General features: G+C 71.7%; 16 protein-coding genes and 1 pseudogene. 7 read left to right on the top strand and 10 right to left on the bottom strand.

Features of this window, described 5'->3' with window-relative positions; translation table 11 throughout:
* Nucleotides 1–67: 67 nt before the first annotated feature.
* Entirely contained in the window at nt 68–646 is a 579-nt protein-coding gene (locus DCI01S_RS14620) for a TetR/AcrR family transcriptional regulator (protein ID WP_061229906.1), read from the bottom strand.
* 81 nt (nt 647–727) lie between these two features.
* Between DCI01S_RS14620 and DCI01S_RS14615 the strand changes: the two genes are divergently transcribed.
* The 4 genes from DCI01S_RS14615 to DCI01S_RS14600 all read left to right on the top strand — a co-directional run bounded on the left by DCI01S_RS14615 (nt 728) and on the right by DCI01S_RS14600 (nt 4,384).
* On the top strand, nt 728–1,204 hold the full coding sequence (locus tag DCI01S_RS14615; protein WP_061229905.1) for a nuclear transport factor 2 family protein: 477 nt from the start codon (nt 728–730) through the stop codon (nt 1,202–1,204).
* A 55-nt stretch (nt 1,205–1,259) separates the two neighbouring features.
* Nucleotides 1,260–1,988 (top strand): sulfite exporter TauE/SafE family protein, encoded by a 729-nt coding sequence (locus DCI01S_RS14610; protein WP_061229904.1) that lies wholly within the window; start codon nt 1,260–1,262, stop codon nt 1,986–1,988.
* A gap of 40 nt (nt 1,989–2,028) precedes the next feature.
* Entirely contained in the window at nt 2,029–2,859 is an 831-nt protein-coding gene (locus DCI01S_RS14605) for an SDR family NAD(P)-dependent oxidoreductase (RefSeq protein WP_082767849.1), read from the top strand.
* A gap of 70 nt (nt 2,860–2,929) precedes the next feature.
* Complete coding sequence (locus DCI01S_RS14600; protein WP_061229903.1) at nt 2,930–4,384, top strand: amidase; 1,455 nt, start codon at nt 2,930–2,932, stop codon at nt 4,382–4,384.
* Between the two features lie 97 nt (nt 4,385–4,481).
* Here the strand turns inward: DCI01S_RS14600 and DCI01S_RS14595 are convergent, their stop codons facing one another.
* Genes DCI01S_RS14595 through DCI01S_RS14585 form a run of 3 tightly spaced genes read right to left on the bottom strand, consistent with a single transcriptional unit; the run spans nt 4,482 to nt 8,082 of the window.
* Complete coding sequence (locus DCI01S_RS14595; RefSeq protein WP_061229902.1) at nt 4,482–6,089, bottom strand: ABC transporter substrate-binding protein; 1,608 nt, start codon at nt 6,087–6,089, stop codon at nt 4,482–4,484.
* On the bottom strand, nt 6,086–7,123 hold the full coding sequence (locus tag DCI01S_RS14590; RefSeq protein WP_061229901.1) for an ABC transporter ATP-binding protein: 1,038 nt from the start codon (nt 7,121–7,123) through the stop codon (nt 6,086–6,088). The genes DCI01S_RS14595 and DCI01S_RS14590 overlap by 4 nt, the downstream gene beginning before the upstream one ends.
* Complete coding sequence (locus DCI01S_RS14585; protein ID WP_061229900.1) at nt 7,120–8,082, bottom strand: ABC transporter ATP-binding protein; 963 nt, start codon at nt 8,080–8,082, stop codon at nt 7,120–7,122. The genes DCI01S_RS14590 and DCI01S_RS14585 overlap by 4 nt, the downstream gene beginning before the upstream one ends.
* 242 nt (nt 8,083–8,324) lie before the next feature.
* Here DCI01S_RS14585 and DCI01S_RS14580 point away from each other — a divergent pair, with 242 nt between their 5' ends.
* The 3 genes from DCI01S_RS14580 to DCI01S_RS14570 all read left to right on the top strand — a co-directional run bounded on the left by DCI01S_RS14580 (nt 8,325) and on the right by DCI01S_RS14570 (nt 11,201).
* Entirely contained in the window at nt 8,325–9,443 is a 1,119-nt protein-coding gene (locus DCI01S_RS14580; RefSeq protein ID WP_061229899.1) for an ABC transporter permease, read from the top strand.
* Nucleotides 9,436–10,365 (top strand): ABC transporter permease, encoded by a 930-nt coding sequence (locus tag DCI01S_RS14575; protein ID WP_061229898.1) that lies wholly within the window; start codon nt 9,436–9,438, stop codon nt 10,363–10,365. Before DCI01S_RS14580 ends, DCI01S_RS14575 begins: the two co-directional genes overlap by 8 nt.
* An 83-nt stretch (nt 10,366–10,448) precedes the next feature.
* Nucleotides 10,449–11,201: a TetR/AcrR family transcriptional regulator gene (locus DCI01S_RS14570; protein ID WP_061229907.1), complete on the top strand. Its 753-nt coding sequence runs from the start codon at nt 10,449–10,451 to the stop codon at nt 11,199–11,201.
* Here the strand turns inward: DCI01S_RS14570 and DCI01S_RS18205 are convergent.
* From DCI01S_RS18205 to DCI01S_RS14550, 6 genes and pseudogenes are all read right to left on the bottom strand, one after another.
* Nucleotides 11,157–11,327 (bottom strand): SUMF1/EgtB/PvdO family nonheme iron enzyme, encoded by a 171-nt coding sequence (locus DCI01S_RS18205; RefSeq protein WP_311201299.1) that lies wholly within the window; start codon nt 11,325–11,327, stop codon nt 11,157–11,159. The two genes, DCI01S_RS14570 and DCI01S_RS18205, sit on opposite strands and share 45 nt — an antisense overlap.
* A pseudogene (locus DCI01S_RS17970) lies at nt 11,285–11,506 on the bottom strand (SUMF1/EgtB/PvdO family nonheme iron enzyme); the annotation flags it as partial. The pseudogene DCI01S_RS17970 and the gene DCI01S_RS18205, both read right to left, overlap by 43 nt.
* Nucleotides 11,507–11,539: 33 nt before the next feature.
* Nucleotides 11,540–12,724 (bottom strand): NAD(P)/FAD-dependent oxidoreductase, encoded by a 1,185-nt coding sequence (locus DCI01S_RS14565; RefSeq protein WP_061229897.1) that lies wholly within the window; start codon nt 12,722–12,724, stop codon nt 11,540–11,542.
* 4 nt (nt 12,725–12,728) lie between these two features.
* A complete protein-coding gene (locus tag DCI01S_RS14560; RefSeq protein ID WP_061229896.1) occupies nt 12,729–12,995 on the bottom strand; it encodes a DUF6480 family protein in 267 nt (88 codons plus the stop codon).
* Nucleotides 12,996–13,027: 32 nt separating this feature from the next.
* On the bottom strand, nt 13,028–13,867 hold the full coding sequence (locus tag DCI01S_RS14555) for an aspartate dehydrogenase domain-containing protein (protein WP_244881756.1): 840 nt from the start codon (nt 13,865–13,867) through the stop codon (nt 13,028–13,030).
* Nucleotides 13,868–13,932: 65 nt separating this feature from the next.
* On the bottom strand, nt 13,933–14,388 hold a 456-nt coding region (locus DCI01S_RS14550), incomplete at its 5' end, for an MOSC N-terminal beta barrel domain-containing protein (protein ID WP_218001326.1).

The raw sequence follows: 14,388 nt of genomic DNA, 5'->3' as shown, positions 1-14,388 counted from the left end.
TCCTAGGTGAACGAGGGGGCGCGGGCTGAGGGATGAGGCTGCGGGGTTCGCGGCGGTGACGGCGAGTTCAGCGCTCGCCGGTGACGACCCTGGCCAGCAAATCGGCGAGGCGTTCGTCGATGCCGTCGCGCTCGGACTCGGGGATATCGAGCGCGTCGAGCAGGGCCCCGCGCAACACCGGCCACCCGTAGACGGCAGTGAACGCCAGTAGCAGCTCGACGTCACCGGCCGGCGGGGGAGAGCTCATCCGGCGCAGCGCGGCGGCCGGCCGCTGGGAGGGATCTAGCATCGGCGGGAACGCGGCATCGCGGTCCAACGCCAGCCACGCCAACAGCCTGCTGATCTCCGGGCGTGAGGAGGCGCCGAGCAGCATCCCGCGCACGGCCTCGCCAGCGTCGTCGAGGTTCTCGAGTCGCGCCGCGCCGAACCGCACCGCGTCCTGCATCACCGCGGTGATCAGCGCGTCCTTACGGCCGATGTGCCGGTGGATGAGCCCGAGGTTCACCTGCGCCGCGTCCGCGATGTCGCGCAGTGGGACGTGTGGCCCGCGCTCCGACAGGAGTCGGCGGGCCTCGCGCATGACCGCCGAGCGGACCTCGTCACGGCCGGTCGGGCGGGCATCGGAGGTGTTCTTCCCGGTTTCCATCCCCAAACTGTACACAACTGACTACAGTCGCAGCAGTTGCGCGCGACACCCGCGCCCCTACCCACGCGAAAGGCCCCGCCGATGAGCACCCCCGACCGCCGCGACGACATCGACGCCATCAAGGCCCTCAAGTACCGCTACCTGCGCTGCGTCGACCTCCGGCTGTGGGACGAGCTCGCCGAGACCCTCGCCCCCGAGGTCACCGCCTCCTACGGCAAGCGCCTGAGCTACACCGGCCGCGACGAGGTCGTGGCCGGGCTGCAGCAGCAGATGACCGACGGCGTCATCACCGAGCACCAGGCCCACCACCCCGAGATCGAGATCGACGGCGACACCGCCACGGGCCGCTGGTACCTGCAGGACCGCGTGATCGTGCCCGAGTACGACACGTTCATCTTCGGCAGCGCCTTCTACGACGACGCCTACGCCCGCGTCGACGGCCGCTGGGTCATCACCCGCACCGGCTACAAGCGCACCTACGAGGCCATGATCAACCTCAAGGACGTGCCCAGCTTCCGGCTCAACGACAACCACCTGGCCCCCGCCGACGAGAAGTGACGGCGGCGCAGACCGCCCGGACCGGCAGCGCAGCCGACGGCCGTGACGGTGACGAGTGGACCTGATCGTCATCGCCGCGCTGTGCGTGGCCGCCGCCTCGGTGATCGGCGGCGCCACCGGGTTCGGCACCTCGCTCATCGCCACGCCGCTCATGCTCACCGCGGGCATCGGCCTCGCGGAGACGGTGGTGGTCAACCTGGTCGTCGCGCTCATCACCCGCGTGGGCGTCACCGTGCAGTTGCGCGAGCACATCGACTGGCGGCGCGTCGCCGTCCTGGGTGCGGCGTCCGTGCCCGGGGCCTGGCTGGGCGTGCAGACCGTCACGCTGCTCCCGGATCAACACCTCAAGCCGGCCGCCGGCGCGGTCACCATCCTGTGCGGACTCGCCATGGCGCTGCCCACCAGGCACGAGGCCCGGCCGCCGTCGGCGGCGATCACCGCCGCGGTCGGCGCGATCGGCGGGTACTTCTCCACCACCACCTCGCTGAACGGCCCACCCGTCGTCCTGCTGCTGGGCCGCGCGAAGATCCCGCCGATGAGCTTCATCGCGGACCTCGCCGGCTACTTCGTCATCACGAGCATCGTCTCGCTCGCGCTGCTGTGGTCGGGCACGGGCATCGACCTGCCCGGCCTGTGGCCGCTGCTCGCGGCGTGCGTCGTCGCGGGGGTCACGGCCAACCAACTGGGCATCGCGATCGCCCGGCGCCTGCCCACCCACCTGTTCCGCTCGGCCGTGATCGTCCTCGTGGTGATCGCCGGCCTGCTCACCATCGTCACCGCGTGAGCGCCACCCACCCGTCACCGCACCACCCACGGAGGACCCCATGACCGACACACCGCAGAGCTCCGCGAACCAGAACACCGCGAGCCAGAACACCCCGGCCCAGGACACCTCGACCCGACTGGCCGGCAAGGCCGCCATCGTCACCGGCGGCGGCCAGGGCGTGGGCCGCGGCATCTCGCTCGGCCTCGCCGAGTCCGGAGCCGCCGTGCTGCTCGTCGGCCGCAAGATGCACAAGCTCGAGCGCGTCGCCGAGGAGATCCGCTCCGCCGGCGGCACCGCAGAATGCCTGGCCGCCGACATCATCGCCGAGGACGCCCCCGAGACCATCATCTCCACGGCGGTGGAGCGCCTCGGCGGCGTCGACATCCTCGTCAACAACGCCAACATGGCCATGCCCCTGCCGCTGTCCGACTACCCGGACGACGACTTCCGCACCGCCTTCGAGGGCGGCCCCCGCGTCACGCTGAGCCTCATGAAGCTCGCCCGCCCCGAGATGGCAGAGCGCGGCGGCGGCACCGTCATCAACCTCGTCACCTCCGCCGCCGTGCGCTGGGACGCCGCCAACTACGGCATCTACGCCGCCGTGAAAGAGGCGGTCCGCGCCCTGACCCGCGCCGCAGCCTACGAATGGGCCGCCGACGGCATCCGCGCCCTCAACGTGGCGCCCCACGCCCACAGCCCCGGGCTCGACTGGTGGATGGACAACAACCCGGAGGAGGCCGCCGAGTTCATCGCCGGCATCCCCGCCGGCCGGGTGGGTGACCCCGTCGCCGACATCGGCCGACCCGTCGCCTGGCTCTGCTCGGCAGAGGCCTCGTATCTGACCGGCGCGACCATCCCGCTCGATGGCGGGCAGTCGCGCTGGGGCTGACCTCGTCGTCGTCGCCGTCACCCCCGACCCACCGCCGTCGCCTGACGCCCCGCACCGAAAGGCCCCCGCAATGACCGACACCCCCGCCGCCACCGGCGGCACCGACACCCCCGGCTGCGACGCGCTCGCCCTGGCCGCCGACATCGCCTCCGGCGCCACCACCGCCGCCGAGGTGCTCGAGGACGCCATCGCGCGCATCGAGGCCCTCGACCCGCAGCTGAACGCGATGGTCGCCACGCGCTTCGACGCCGCGCGCGCCGAGGTCGAGGCCGGGCTGCCCGACGGCCCGCTGCGCGGCGTGCCGATCGTCATCAAGGCCCTCGGCACCGACGTGGCCGGCCTGCCCGCCGCCGACGGCTCACGGCTGTTCGCCGACGTCGTGGCCGACGTGGACAGCACCGTGGTCCAGCGCTACAAGGCCGCCGGGATGGTGGTGCTCGGCACGACCAACGTGCCCGAGATGGGCAAGACCACCACCACCGAATCGCTCCTGCACGGGCCGTGCCGCAACCCGTGGGACACCGCGCACTCCACCGGCGGGTCGAGCGGCGGATCGGCGGCGGCCGTGGCCGCGGGCATGGTCCCGGTCGCCCACGGCACCGACGGCGGCGGGTCCATCCGCATCCCCGCCGCGATGTGCGGGCTCGTGGGACTCAAGCCCAGCCGCGGCCGCGTGCCCACGTGGCCGCACCCCGACGCGCTGTCGTCGCCCCTGTCCTACCACCACGCTCTGACGACGACCGTCCGCGACAGCGCCGCGCTGCTCGACGCCGTTGCCGGCCACCGCCCCGGCGACGCCTACGGGGCCCCCACGCCGCCGCGGCCCTTCCTCGACGAGGTCGGCGCCGACCCCGGCCGCCTGCGCGTGGGGATGCTGCGTGTCGCGCCCGGACCGTTCCCCACCGACCCCGCGTGCACCGCCACCGTCGACCGCACCGCCGCGCTCCTGGGGGAGCTGGGCCACGAGGTGCGCGAGGTGGAGCTCGACCTGGACGTGATGGAGGTGATGTCGGCGGTGGGTGCCATCATGGGCGCCCAGCTGCGCGCGACCGTCGACGCGCGGCTCGCCGCGCTGGGGAGGGAGCTCGACGACGACGACATCGAGCCCTGGACCACGGTGATCCTCGACAACGCCATGACCCACTCCGCGACCGACGTCGCGCGGGCCCTGCAGACCGCACACCGGACCGGCTGGCGCGTGGCCGAGCAGTTCGGGCCGGACGGCGTGGACCTGCTGATGCTGCCGACGCTGCCCACGACCACACCGGAGTTGGGCTACCTCGACGTGAGGGACCCGGGGTCGATGTGGACCCGGTCCTCGGCGTTCTCCGTCTGCACCAGCATGTTCAACCTCTCCGGGCAGCCGGCGATCTCCCTGCCGCTCGGCGCCGACGACCGCGGCCTGCCCGTGGGCGTGCAGCTGGTCGCCGACTACGCCCGGGAGGACCTGCTGCTGCGGCTGTGCGGGCAGCTCGAGGCCGCCGCGCCCTGGCAGCGCGTGGCGCCCGGGTACGCCGGGTGGTGAGCGGGCTGCGCGGGGCGGCGGGCGGCCCCGGATCCATGACGCAGGATCCGGGGCCGTCGGTTCTCGGGACCAGGTCAGTCTGCCGGGTGGGCGTCGATCACTCCTTGACGAAGGCCCCGTCGTACAGGACGGTCGAGGACAGGGTCGGGGTGAGGCCACCGACGGTGTCGGCGACGGCCACGTACTGCTCGGCGTTGGCCATCACGGTGAAGGGCTGCACCTCGTTGAAGACCTCCTGGAGTCGCGTGAGCGCGGCCTTCTGGGCGTCGAGGTCACCGGCGGCCTTGAGCTCGTTGACCGCGGCGGTGAGCTCGGGGTCGTCGATGCCGGTGAGGTTGGTCGCGCCACCGGGGAGCATGCCGCTGGCGAACGCGGCCGCCGGGTCGGCGTCCGAGGTGGCCAGGCCGCCGATCACGATCTCGTAATCGCCGGTGAACTGACGGGCGGTGACCTGGGAGACAGGGGCGTTGTCGATCACGACGTTGAACCCGGCCGCGTCCAGCAGGGCCTTGGCGACCACGCCGGCCTCGATGTTCTCGGGACCGTCGGAGATGAGCATGCGCAGCTCACCGTTCCAGTCGGGGCGGTCGGCCTTGAGTTCGGCGACCAGCGACTTGGCCTTCTCGGCGTCGAAGACCGGGCCTTCCTGGCCGTCGTACAGACGGGAGGAGTCGGCGATGAGAGCGGAGGTCGGCTGACCCTCACCGTCGTACAGGCGCTGGTTCCACAGGTCGCGGTCCAGGGCGGCCGCCACGGCCTGGCGGGCGCGGACGTCGGTGAGGATGCCGTCGTAGCCGGCCTTGCCGGAGTTCATGTTGATCACCGAGCCGGAGCTGATGATCTCCTCGAAGCCGCGGACGTCGTCGTTCTGGGCCATGTTCACGAACTTCGCACCACGCAGGAAGCCGACCTGGACCTCGCCGGTCTGGAAGGCGTCGTACGTGCCCTGCGACCCGGGGATCCGGATGAACTTCAGGGTCGGGCAGACGGGGCCGCCGTAGTAGTCGGGGTTGGGCTCGAGCACCGTCTCCTGGTCGGGGACGTAGTTGGCGACGGTGAACGCGCCGGCGCCGATCGGGTTGCGGGACCACTCCTGCGGGTCGGCGGCCTCGTAGGCGGCCTGGGGGATGACCTCGCCGACGGTGCCGGCGAGGGTGATCGGGAAGCCGGCCCACGGATCGGCGAGCGTGAACTCGACCGTGAGCGGGTCGACGGCGCGGACGTCGGAGATCTGCATAGCCTCGGTCATCGCGACCGATCGGGTGGCGGGGTCCTTGTGCAGGCCGACGGTGAACACGACGTCCTCGGCGGTGAGCGGGTCCCCGTTGGAGAAGGTGACGCCGTCGCGGAGCTTGAGGGTCCACACGGTGTTGTCGTCGTTGGCCTCGAGGGACTCGGCGAGCTTGGGCTCGAACTCCTCGGCCTCGGGGTTCCACACCATGAGCCGGTCGTAGACGGCCGCGGACTGGGCGCCGCCGCGGACGCCGTACTGGCCCTGGCCGGGCGCGAACGACGGGAGCATGGAGAACTCGCCGACGGTGATGGTGCCGCCCGCCAGGTCCTCGGTGCAGCGCTCGGACTGGTCGGGGGCCTGGCCCTCGGCGCCGCCGGCGGCGGACGTGGACTCGTCGCCGCCTCCGCCACACGCGGACAGGGTCAGGGCGGCGGCCGCGAGGACGGCCATGGCGCCGGTGGTGCGCTTCATCGGTTCTCCTGGAGGGGGTGGTGGCACGCGACCTGGTGGCCGGGCGCGATGGTGGTGAGCGGGGGACGTTCGGCGGCGCAGAGCTCGGTGGCCAGGGGGCACCGGGTGCGGAACCTGCATCCGGACGGGGGGTTCAGGGGCGAGGGCAGCTCGGAGCTGGTCGCGGTGATGGATTCCTCGCCGAGCGTGTCGGCGAGCGTGCCGCCGAGCGTGGGGGCCGAGGAGATGAGCAGCATCGTGTACGGGTGGGCCGGGGCCCGGTACAGGGTCTCGGTGTCGGCGACCTCGCACACCATGCCGAGGTACATCACCGCGACGCGGTCGGCGATGTTGTGGACCACCGACAGGTCGTGGGAGATGAACACCATCGTCAGCTGGTAGCGCTCCTTCATCGCCTCGAGGAGGTTGAGGATCTGCGCCTGCACGGAGACGTCGAGCGCGGAGACGGGCTCGTCGCACACCAGCACCTCGGGCTCCAGCACGAGCGCACGGGCGAGCGCGATGCGCTGACACTGACCGCCGGAGAACTCCGACGGGCGGCGGTCGCCGGCGTGGGCGGGGTCGAGTCCGACCGCCTCGAGGGCGGCGTCGACGCGGCGCCGGATCTCGTCGCGGCCGCCGTCGACGCCCTGGATCTCCAGGCCCTCGGCGACGATGTCGCGGACCTTACGGCGCGGGTTGAGCGAGGAGATGGGGTCCTGGAACACCATCTGGATCCGCTTGCGCGCCTCTTTGAGGGAGGAGCCGGACAGTGCGCACAGGTCCGTGTCGTCGACCATGACGCGCCCGGCCGAGGGGCGCGGCAGCTGCAGCATCGCGCGGCCGAGGCTGGACTTGCCGCAGCCGGACTCGCCGACGAGGGCGAGCGTGGAGCCGCGGGGGACGTCCAGGGAGACGTCGGTGACGGCGTGCACCGTGCCCTTGCGGGTGTGGTACTCGACGGTGACGGCGTCGACGACGAGTTTGGCGTCCGCGGGCCGGTCCGCGGTCTCGGCGGCCGCCGGTCCGGCGAGGTCGGGGGGAGTGACGGTCATGATGCCTCGCTGGCGGTGCGCATGGGGGCGGGGACGGTCGGGTGCAGACAGCCGACGCGGTGGACGGAGAACTCCGCGGTGAGCCCGGGCGTGCCGGTGAGGTCCTCGAGCGGCGGGTCCACGGCCAGGCAGTCGTCGGCCACGCGCGGGCAGCGGGGGGCGAAGCGGCAGCCCGCGGGCATGTCCCGCAGGTTCGGCGGGCGACCCTCGATCACGGTGAGCACGGTGTGCGGCGGCTGGTCCGGGCGCGGGATCGAGTCGAGCAGGGCACCGGTGTACGGGTGCGCGGGCTCGTCGAGCAGCGCGCGGGTGTCGCCGACCTCGAGGAACCGGCCGGCATACATGACGCCGATGCGGTCGGTGTGCTGCGAGACCACGGCGAGGTCGTGGCTGACGAGGATCATCGCCATGTCGGAGTCGGTCTGCAGGCCGTGCAGCAGGTCGAGGATCTCGTGCTGCACGGTGACGTCGAGCGCGGTGGTGGGCTCGTCGGCGATGAGCAGCTTGGGTTCGCAGGACAGCGCGATGGCGATGCCGACGCGCTGGCGCATGCCGCCCGAGAGCTGGTGCGGGTACTCGTTCAGCCGGGTCCTGGGCGACGGGATGCGTACGCGGGTGAGCATCTCGACGGCGCGGTCGGCCGCGTCCTTGCGGCTCAGGCCCAGGTGGTGGCGCAGCGGGTCGATGATCTGCCGACCGATGGTCCGGATGGGGTTGAGCGAGGTCAGCGGATCCTGGAAGACCATGGCGATCTCGCGACCCCAGAACTTCTGCGCGTCACGACGGGTGAGCGACAGCACGTCGCGGCCGTCGAAGCGGACCGTCGAGGACGGATCGACCCGTGCGGAGGACGGGGCGATGCCCATGATCGACCGGACGAGCATCGACTTGGCCGACCCCGACTCGCCCACGATGCCGATCGTCTCGCCGCGACGCAGTGAAATGTCGACCCCGTCCACGGGCGTGATGCGACCCGCCGGGGTGTCGATGTGGGTGCGCAGGTTCCGGACCTCGAGTAGCAGGTCCGTGGTCCCGGGCCCACGTGGTGGTGCGGCGGCGATGGCGGCCTCCTGGTGTGAGTACCAGCTCTAAGACATGTTCTTAGAACGTGTTGCTGTGACGAGTATCACGAACTAGTGTGGCTGCGTCAAGGCGATTAAGTAACCGCCTCATGCGGTGTCTGAACGAAGGGGCCTCCCACGTGCTCAGGTTCATTGGCGAACGCGCTCTGCACGCGGTCGTCGTCGTCATACTCGCCGCGATCGGCGCATTCTTCCTGATGGAGGCCGTCCCCGGTGACGCCGCGGCCTCGGCCGTCGGCTCGGGCGCCACCGAGGAGCAGTACCTGGCAGCCAGGGAGGAGCTGGGTCTCGACGATCCGCTGGCGGTCCGCTTCGCCGACTGGGCGGGCAGCACGCTCTCGCTCGATCTCGGCAACTCGCTCATCCAGCCCAACCAGCCCGTCACCGAGATGATCGGCAACGCCCTGCCGGTGACCATCCAGCTCGCGTTCCTGTCGATCATCCTGTCGCTGGCGATCGCCGTGCCGGTCGCGGTGTGGTCGGCCTACCGTCGCGGCGGGGTGTTCGACCAGGTGGCCTCGATCGTGGCGTTCGCGTTCATCTCGGTGCCCAGCTTCGTGGCCGGCCTCCTGCTCATCTACCTGCTGGTGTTCAACCACTCGTTCGCGCAGCAGCTCATCCTCGGCCTCGCCGCCGTGGTCGGGCTCGCGGTGGCGCTGTCGCCGCTGGGCCGCAGGGGTGATCCCGGGGCGCCCGGCGTCATGTGGGGCCGGGCGCTCATCGCCGGCCTCGCCGTGGGCGGGGTGCTCGCGTTGATCGCCACGTTCCTGCCCGAGTTCCCGCGCCAGGGCTACGTGCCGCTGGACGAGGGGCTGGGGGAGAACCTGCGCAGTATCGCGCTGCCCGCCCTCACCCTGGCGCTCATGGAGGTCGCGATCTTCACCCGCGTCCTGCGCACCGACATGATCTCGACCCTGCAGCAGGACTTCGTCCTCTCGGCGCGCGCCAAGGGCATGCCCACCGGGCACGTCCTGGTCAAGGAGGCCCTGCGGCCGTCGACGGTCTCCATTATCACCCTCGCCGGCATCAGCCTCGGTCGCCTCATCGGCGGCACGGTGGTGGTCGAGCGGCTGTTCAACCTGCCCGGGATGGGCACGATGATCGTCGACGCCGTGCAGAACGACAACCTTCCCGTGGTGCTCGGTGGCGTCATCGTCATCGCCGCCTTCTACGTCCTGGTCAACATGACCGTGGACGTCGCCTACGCACTCATCGACCCGAGGATCCGCCGTGGCTGACATCGATACGACCCATCCGCGCGGCGCGTCCCCCGCGACCGCGACCGCGACCGTCGCGGCGGACGCACCCGCCCGGCGTAAGCTCCGGCTGCCCAAGCTCTCCGGCCTCGGCACGTGGGTGGCGCTCGCCTGGACCGTCCTCATCGTGCTGGGCGCCCTGATCGTCGACGTCCTGCCCCTGGGGGAGGCGCGCGACCCCGCGCTCGCGCTCATGACGCCGTCCCTGCTCCCGCCGGACCTGGCGTCGGACCACCCGCTGGGCACCGACCGTCAGGGTCTCGACATCCTCGGCGGCCTGCTCTACGGCGCCAGGGTCTCCATCACCGTGGGTATCGGCGGCGTCGTCATCGGTGGTCTGATCGGCGGCGCGCTCGGTCTCATCGCCGGCTACAAGGGCGGCTGGGCCGACCGCGTCGTGTCCATCATCAGTGACGTGCTGCTCGCGTTCCCGTCCCTGATCCTGCTCATCGCGATCATCACGGTCCTCGAGCCGACACTGCTCAACGTCACGCTCGCCCTGGGTGTCATGGTGGTGCCCTCGTACGCGCGTCTCGTGCGCGCCAACGCCATGAGCTTCGCCGGCCGCGAGTTCGTCACGGCCGCCCGCTCGCTCGGCGCCGGCGAGATCCGCATCATGTTGCGCGAGGTGGCCCCGAACATCGTGGCGCCCGTGCTGTCCTACAGTTTCATGCTGGTCGCGGTGCTCATCGTGGCCGAGGCGTCGCTGAGCTACCTGGGACTGAGCATTCCCCGCCCCGAACCGACCTGGGGCAACATGATCAGCGCCGGCCAGCCCGACTTCGAGCGGTATCCCTACCTCGTAGGTATCCCGGCGTTCGTGCTGTTCCTCACCGTCCTGAGCTTCAACCAGCTGGGCGAGGCGGCCGGCCGCAAGTGGAGCCCCGGCGCGGCCAAGATCTGATCCGAACCGCCGGCCCGCCCGGGGCCGGCCGACTCGGCCGTGACGCAGTCGGTCGAGGATGAAGGCGTGGAGGAATGGGTCCGATGGAGCGGACGAACGAGGTCCCGGACGACGCCGGGGCGAACGGCGCCTCCCAGACCAGGGACGCCAAGACGGCGATGATCGAGATCGCCGAGAAGCTGATCGGGGAACGCGGCCTCGACCGCGTGTCGATGCGCGACGTCGCGACGGCCGCCGGGCAACGGAACAACTCGGCGGTGCAGTACCACTTCGGGGGCCGGGACGGGCTCATCCGGCAGGTGCTGCGGCGCAGGCTGACCGCCCTGGACTCGGTGCGGCAGCAGCGGCTCGCCGAGATCGACGAGCACGGCCTGGGCACGGACCTCGCCTCGCTGGTGCGGGTCCTGTTCGAGCCGATCGTCGAGCTGTTGCGGGCGTCGCCGGACGCCACCCACTACGCGCGCTTCCTGCAGCGGGTTGGTCCGGTGATGGGCCCGGAGGCGCCGGAGGTGCGGCTGCGCACGGCGACCGACGACGTGGTGGTGCGGCTCATCGACGTGTGTTCACACCTGCCGCGGCGGGTGGCGTTCGAGCGGATCGATCTGGCCACGCAGATGTTCACCGGCGCGCTGGCGGTCTACGAGGACCGTCGCGACGCCAGCAGCACGGTGGTCAACACCGACTTCGAGAAGGTCGTGGCCCACCTCTACGACATGATCGAGGCGGCGCTGCGGGCCGGGCAGGGCTCGGCCGGGCAGGGTGCGTCCGGGCAGGGTTCGGCCGCCCTCGGCTCACATGTCGCGAACGCAGCGGAAGCCGAGGTTGGCGGTCGCTGACCCGGCCGTGTTGGCCGACCGCGCCGCCACCCGGTAGCGGTAGCAGTACGAGTCGTGGCACAGGTAGGACCCGCCATTTGGCGGCCCCCGGGGTGCCGCCAGTCCGCCCCGCGCACGGCCACCCACCACGGCGTGGTGTCGAGCCGGTGGAGGACGTCGGCGGGGTCGGCCTCGACGGCGAGGTGGAACACCGGGGACACACCCATCCGCTCGGCCTCGGTGACATACCCCGTGTCCTTGCAGAAGGTGGCGAACTGCGCGTTCGACACCGCGCACTCGTCCATCCGGAACGAGCGGACGCTCACTTCGCGCGGGCGCGCGGCAGGACGCCCGCCGGTTCAGACGCGACCGCGTAGGAGTTTGCGGAAGTACACGACGGGCTGGACGAACCGGTCGAACGCGTACGTGGTCCGCCGTGGCACGGTGACGTCGATCCCGCGCACCGAGGGGGCCGGCCGACCGTCCCGGTCGTGCTCGTCGAGCACCAGCCGGTTCCCGCTCACGGCGACGGGGATGACCGTGTAGCCGTCGTACTCCCGTAACGTCCCACCGTCGCGGGCGGCGCGGAGATTGTCGGCCACCACGCCGACCTGCGCGCGCAGCGCGCCACCTGACGGGCGTGTGCCGACCGTCGCGGCGTCACCCAGGCCCCACACCGTGTCGACGCGCGAGTGGCGCAGGGTGCCCGGGTCGACATCGACCAGGGCGGCGACGTCGTCGGTGGCGAGCCCCGAGTCGGCGACGAACCGGGGCGCACGGGTGTGCGGGGTGACGTAGGCCAGGTGGACGTCCTCGATGGCCGCGGGCGTCGGGCCGTCCACCGACACCGTGCGGGAGTGGTGGTCCACGGAGTCGACGCGTGACTGCTCGTGAACGGTGATGCCGTACTGCTCGATGAACGGGCGCAGCCTCCGGTCGGCGTGCTCGAGCCCGAGGAGCCCGCGGAACGGGGTCACGAGGTGCACGTCGATACGGTCGAGGACGCCCTCGCGCCGCCAGCGGTCACATGCCAGGAACATCGCCTTGAGCACGGTCCCACCGCAGGAAGCGGGTTCGGGCGGAACCGAGAACACCACCGTGCCCTCACGGACGCGGACCAGGGCGGCGCACGCCCGGCCGGCGTACTCGGGTACGTGCGCGGACACCGCCCACCCGTCGACGTAGCCCTCCCGCAGTCCCGGGATCGCGTCCCAGTGCGGGGTCAGGCCGGGGCACAGAACGAGGTCGCGGTAGCCGACGGTGGCTCCCGTGTCGAGGGTGACCGTGCGTTCGGCCGGGTCGACACGGGTCACCGCCCGGGGGAGGAGATCCACGCCGTCGGGGATGACGGTCGCCATCGGTCGTTCGTACCGGGACATACGGGCCCGCCCGGCCGCCGCGTAGTTGAGCATCGGCCGGTACCGGTGCACGGGGCTCGGGTCGATGAGCGCGACGCTGCGTATGCCGTCGCGCCTGAGGCGGGCGGCCAGGGAGACCCCGGCGTTGCCCGCCCCGACGATCACGGTGTCGAACGCGGCGGGCATGGCGTCAGAACACTTCGAACGCGTAGCCGACGAGGCCGATGACGACGAGGAGAACGACGACGGCGATGACCGCGATCCACACGTAAGCGCTCTTGTTGCCCGGCTGGGGTGTCGGGCTCTGCTGTTCCGTCGGGCCCTGCTTGCTGGTGGCGCTGTCCGACTGCAACGAGGTGGAGTCGGAGTCCGGCGTGATGCCGGCTGGGGCCGCGCCGTGGCTGTCCACGTCGGGGCTCTGCGAGGGGTCGGGGTCTGACGGTCGGGCGTTGGCCATGAGGCACCTCTCGATCGACTGGAACCCACACGTTAGGGGCTCGTCGCATGGCCTTCCACCGGTCGACCACCCGTGAGCACCACGACCCCCGGCCCGGCGCCCGCCGCGAGGGCACCCAGGACGTCCGCCACCGACCAGGCGGTGATCGCGGACGTGCGGCCGCCGGAGTCGGGGTCGACGGAGTTCTCGAACTGCAGCTCGTAGCGGCCCACCGGCGACTCCCACTCGACGACGTGGCGGGTGCGTCCGACGTCCGGGTCGGCGACCACGATCACCTCGGTCCGGTCCAGGCCGAGGGTGGCCAGCGCGAGCGCGACGGACGCGTTGGAGGTGCGCGGGAACTCGAGCGCCGCCTGGCGGGCCGAGCCGCGGAACACCTCGCGAGGCTCGGTGAGCTGCTCGTCGACGTCCAGGGCCGTGGGTCGCTTGATCGTGTAGTGGCGGACCGTGGCATCGGAGGTCCCGGCGCGGGCGGCCGCCGCGAGGACGTCGAGTCCCCCGATGGCCCCGGCCGGTACGAGCACACGACCGGCGCCCGGTGTTCCGGCGAGGAGGTCGCGGGGGTCGTCGTGGCGGGCGAACACGCCGCACGAGCACACCACGATGTCCGTTCCGGTGGCGGTGACCCTCGGGATGTACTCCGCCGCCGCATCGACGCTGCCGGCCTCCACCACCACGTCAGCCGCGTCGATGGCGGTCTTGATCTCGCTCTCCGTGCTGTTCGAGCGGAGCACGGTGCCGAGTCTCGCACCCGGGACCCGGCCCTGCTCGAGCGCCTCGATGACGGCGCCGCCGATCGCGCCGGCGCCGACGACCGCCACCTCCAGTTCCGCGGGTGTCGGACGGGTCGGGGACGAGGGGAGAGGGGGCATGGCCCTGACCGTACCCAGCCACGAACGGGCCCGCTCTTCTGCGAAGCCGTGAACCGGATCGGAGATCAGACGAGCCGGATGTCGTCGCGTTCGCGGATCGTGCCCGGAGTGAGAGAGCGCAGGTAGGCCCCGAACTTCGAGCCGTTCTCGCGGGCCAACGACCGCAGGATGCCGCGATCGCGAGGCAGGTCGGCCTCGTCGACGGCGAGGCGCCGGTAGTGCTCGTGGTCGTCCGCCGGCCGGCGCGGATGCAGGCTGACCCGACGACCCAGCGCGGCCGAGAGCAGCTCGTGCACCCGGTCGTCGACGTAGCGGGCGTGGAACTGCAGCAGTTCCACCCACTTCTTGGCGCTGCGGAGCTCGCCGGCGTCCTCGTCCCTGATCACCCAGCCCCGGTCGCCGGGCAGGCCCCAACGCTCGGTTACCGCGGTCTCGGTGACGCGATCGCCGCGCATCGACTTCACGGGGTAACGCCACAGCTCCGAGACCGTTCCCACTCGCATGAACGCCACCTTAGCCCC

Source organism: Dietzia cinnamea NBRC 102147, assembly GCF_001571065.1.
In the GTDB taxonomy this organism is placed as follows: Bacteria; Actinomycetota; Actinomycetes; order Mycobacteriales; family Mycobacteriaceae; genus Dietzia; species Dietzia cinnamea.
This window is presented reverse-complemented; position numbering and strand designations above follow the sequence as displayed.

What these genes read in the sequence shown, in the direction of transcription:
- DCI01S_RS14605 (WP_082767849.1), top strand. Translation starts at nt 2,029, where the DNA reads ATGACCGACACACCGCAGAGCTCCGCGAACCAGAACACCGCGAGCCAG.
- DCI01S_RS14620 (WP_061229906.1), bottom strand. Translation starts at nt 646, where the DNA reads ATGGAAACCGGGAAGAACACCTCCGATGCCCGCCCGACCGGCCGTGAC.
- DCI01S_RS14565 (WP_061229897.1), bottom strand. Translation starts at nt 12,724, where the DNA reads ATGCCCGCCGCGTTCGACACCGTGATCGTCGGGGCGGGCAACGCCGGG.
- DCI01S_RS14615 (WP_061229905.1), top strand. Translation starts at nt 728, where the DNA reads ATGAGCACCCCCGACCGCCGCGACGACATCGACGCCATCAAGGCCCTC.
- DCI01S_RS14600 (WP_061229903.1), top strand. Translation starts at nt 2,930, where the DNA reads ATGACCGACACCCCCGCCGCCACCGGCGGCACCGACACCCCCGGCTGC.
- DCI01S_RS14595 (WP_061229902.1), bottom strand. Translation starts at nt 6,089, where the DNA reads ATGAAGCGCACCACCGGCGCCATGGCCGTCCTCGCGGCCGCCGCCCTG.
- DCI01S_RS14590 (WP_061229901.1), bottom strand. Translation starts at nt 7,123, where the DNA reads ATGACCGTCACTCCCCCCGACCTCGCCGGACCGGCGGCCGCCGAGACC.
- DCI01S_RS14560 (WP_061229896.1), bottom strand. Translation starts at nt 12,995, where the DNA reads ATGGCCAACGCCCGACCGTCAGACCCCGACCCCTCGCAGAGCCCCGAC.
- DCI01S_RS14570 (WP_061229907.1), top strand. Translation starts at nt 10,449, where the DNA reads ATGGAGCGGACGAACGAGGTCCCGGACGACGCCGGGGCGAACGGCGCC.
- DCI01S_RS14555 (WP_244881756.1), bottom strand. Translation starts at nt 13,867, where the DNA reads ATGCCCCCTCTCCCCTCGTCCCCGACCCGTCCGACACCCGCGGAACTG.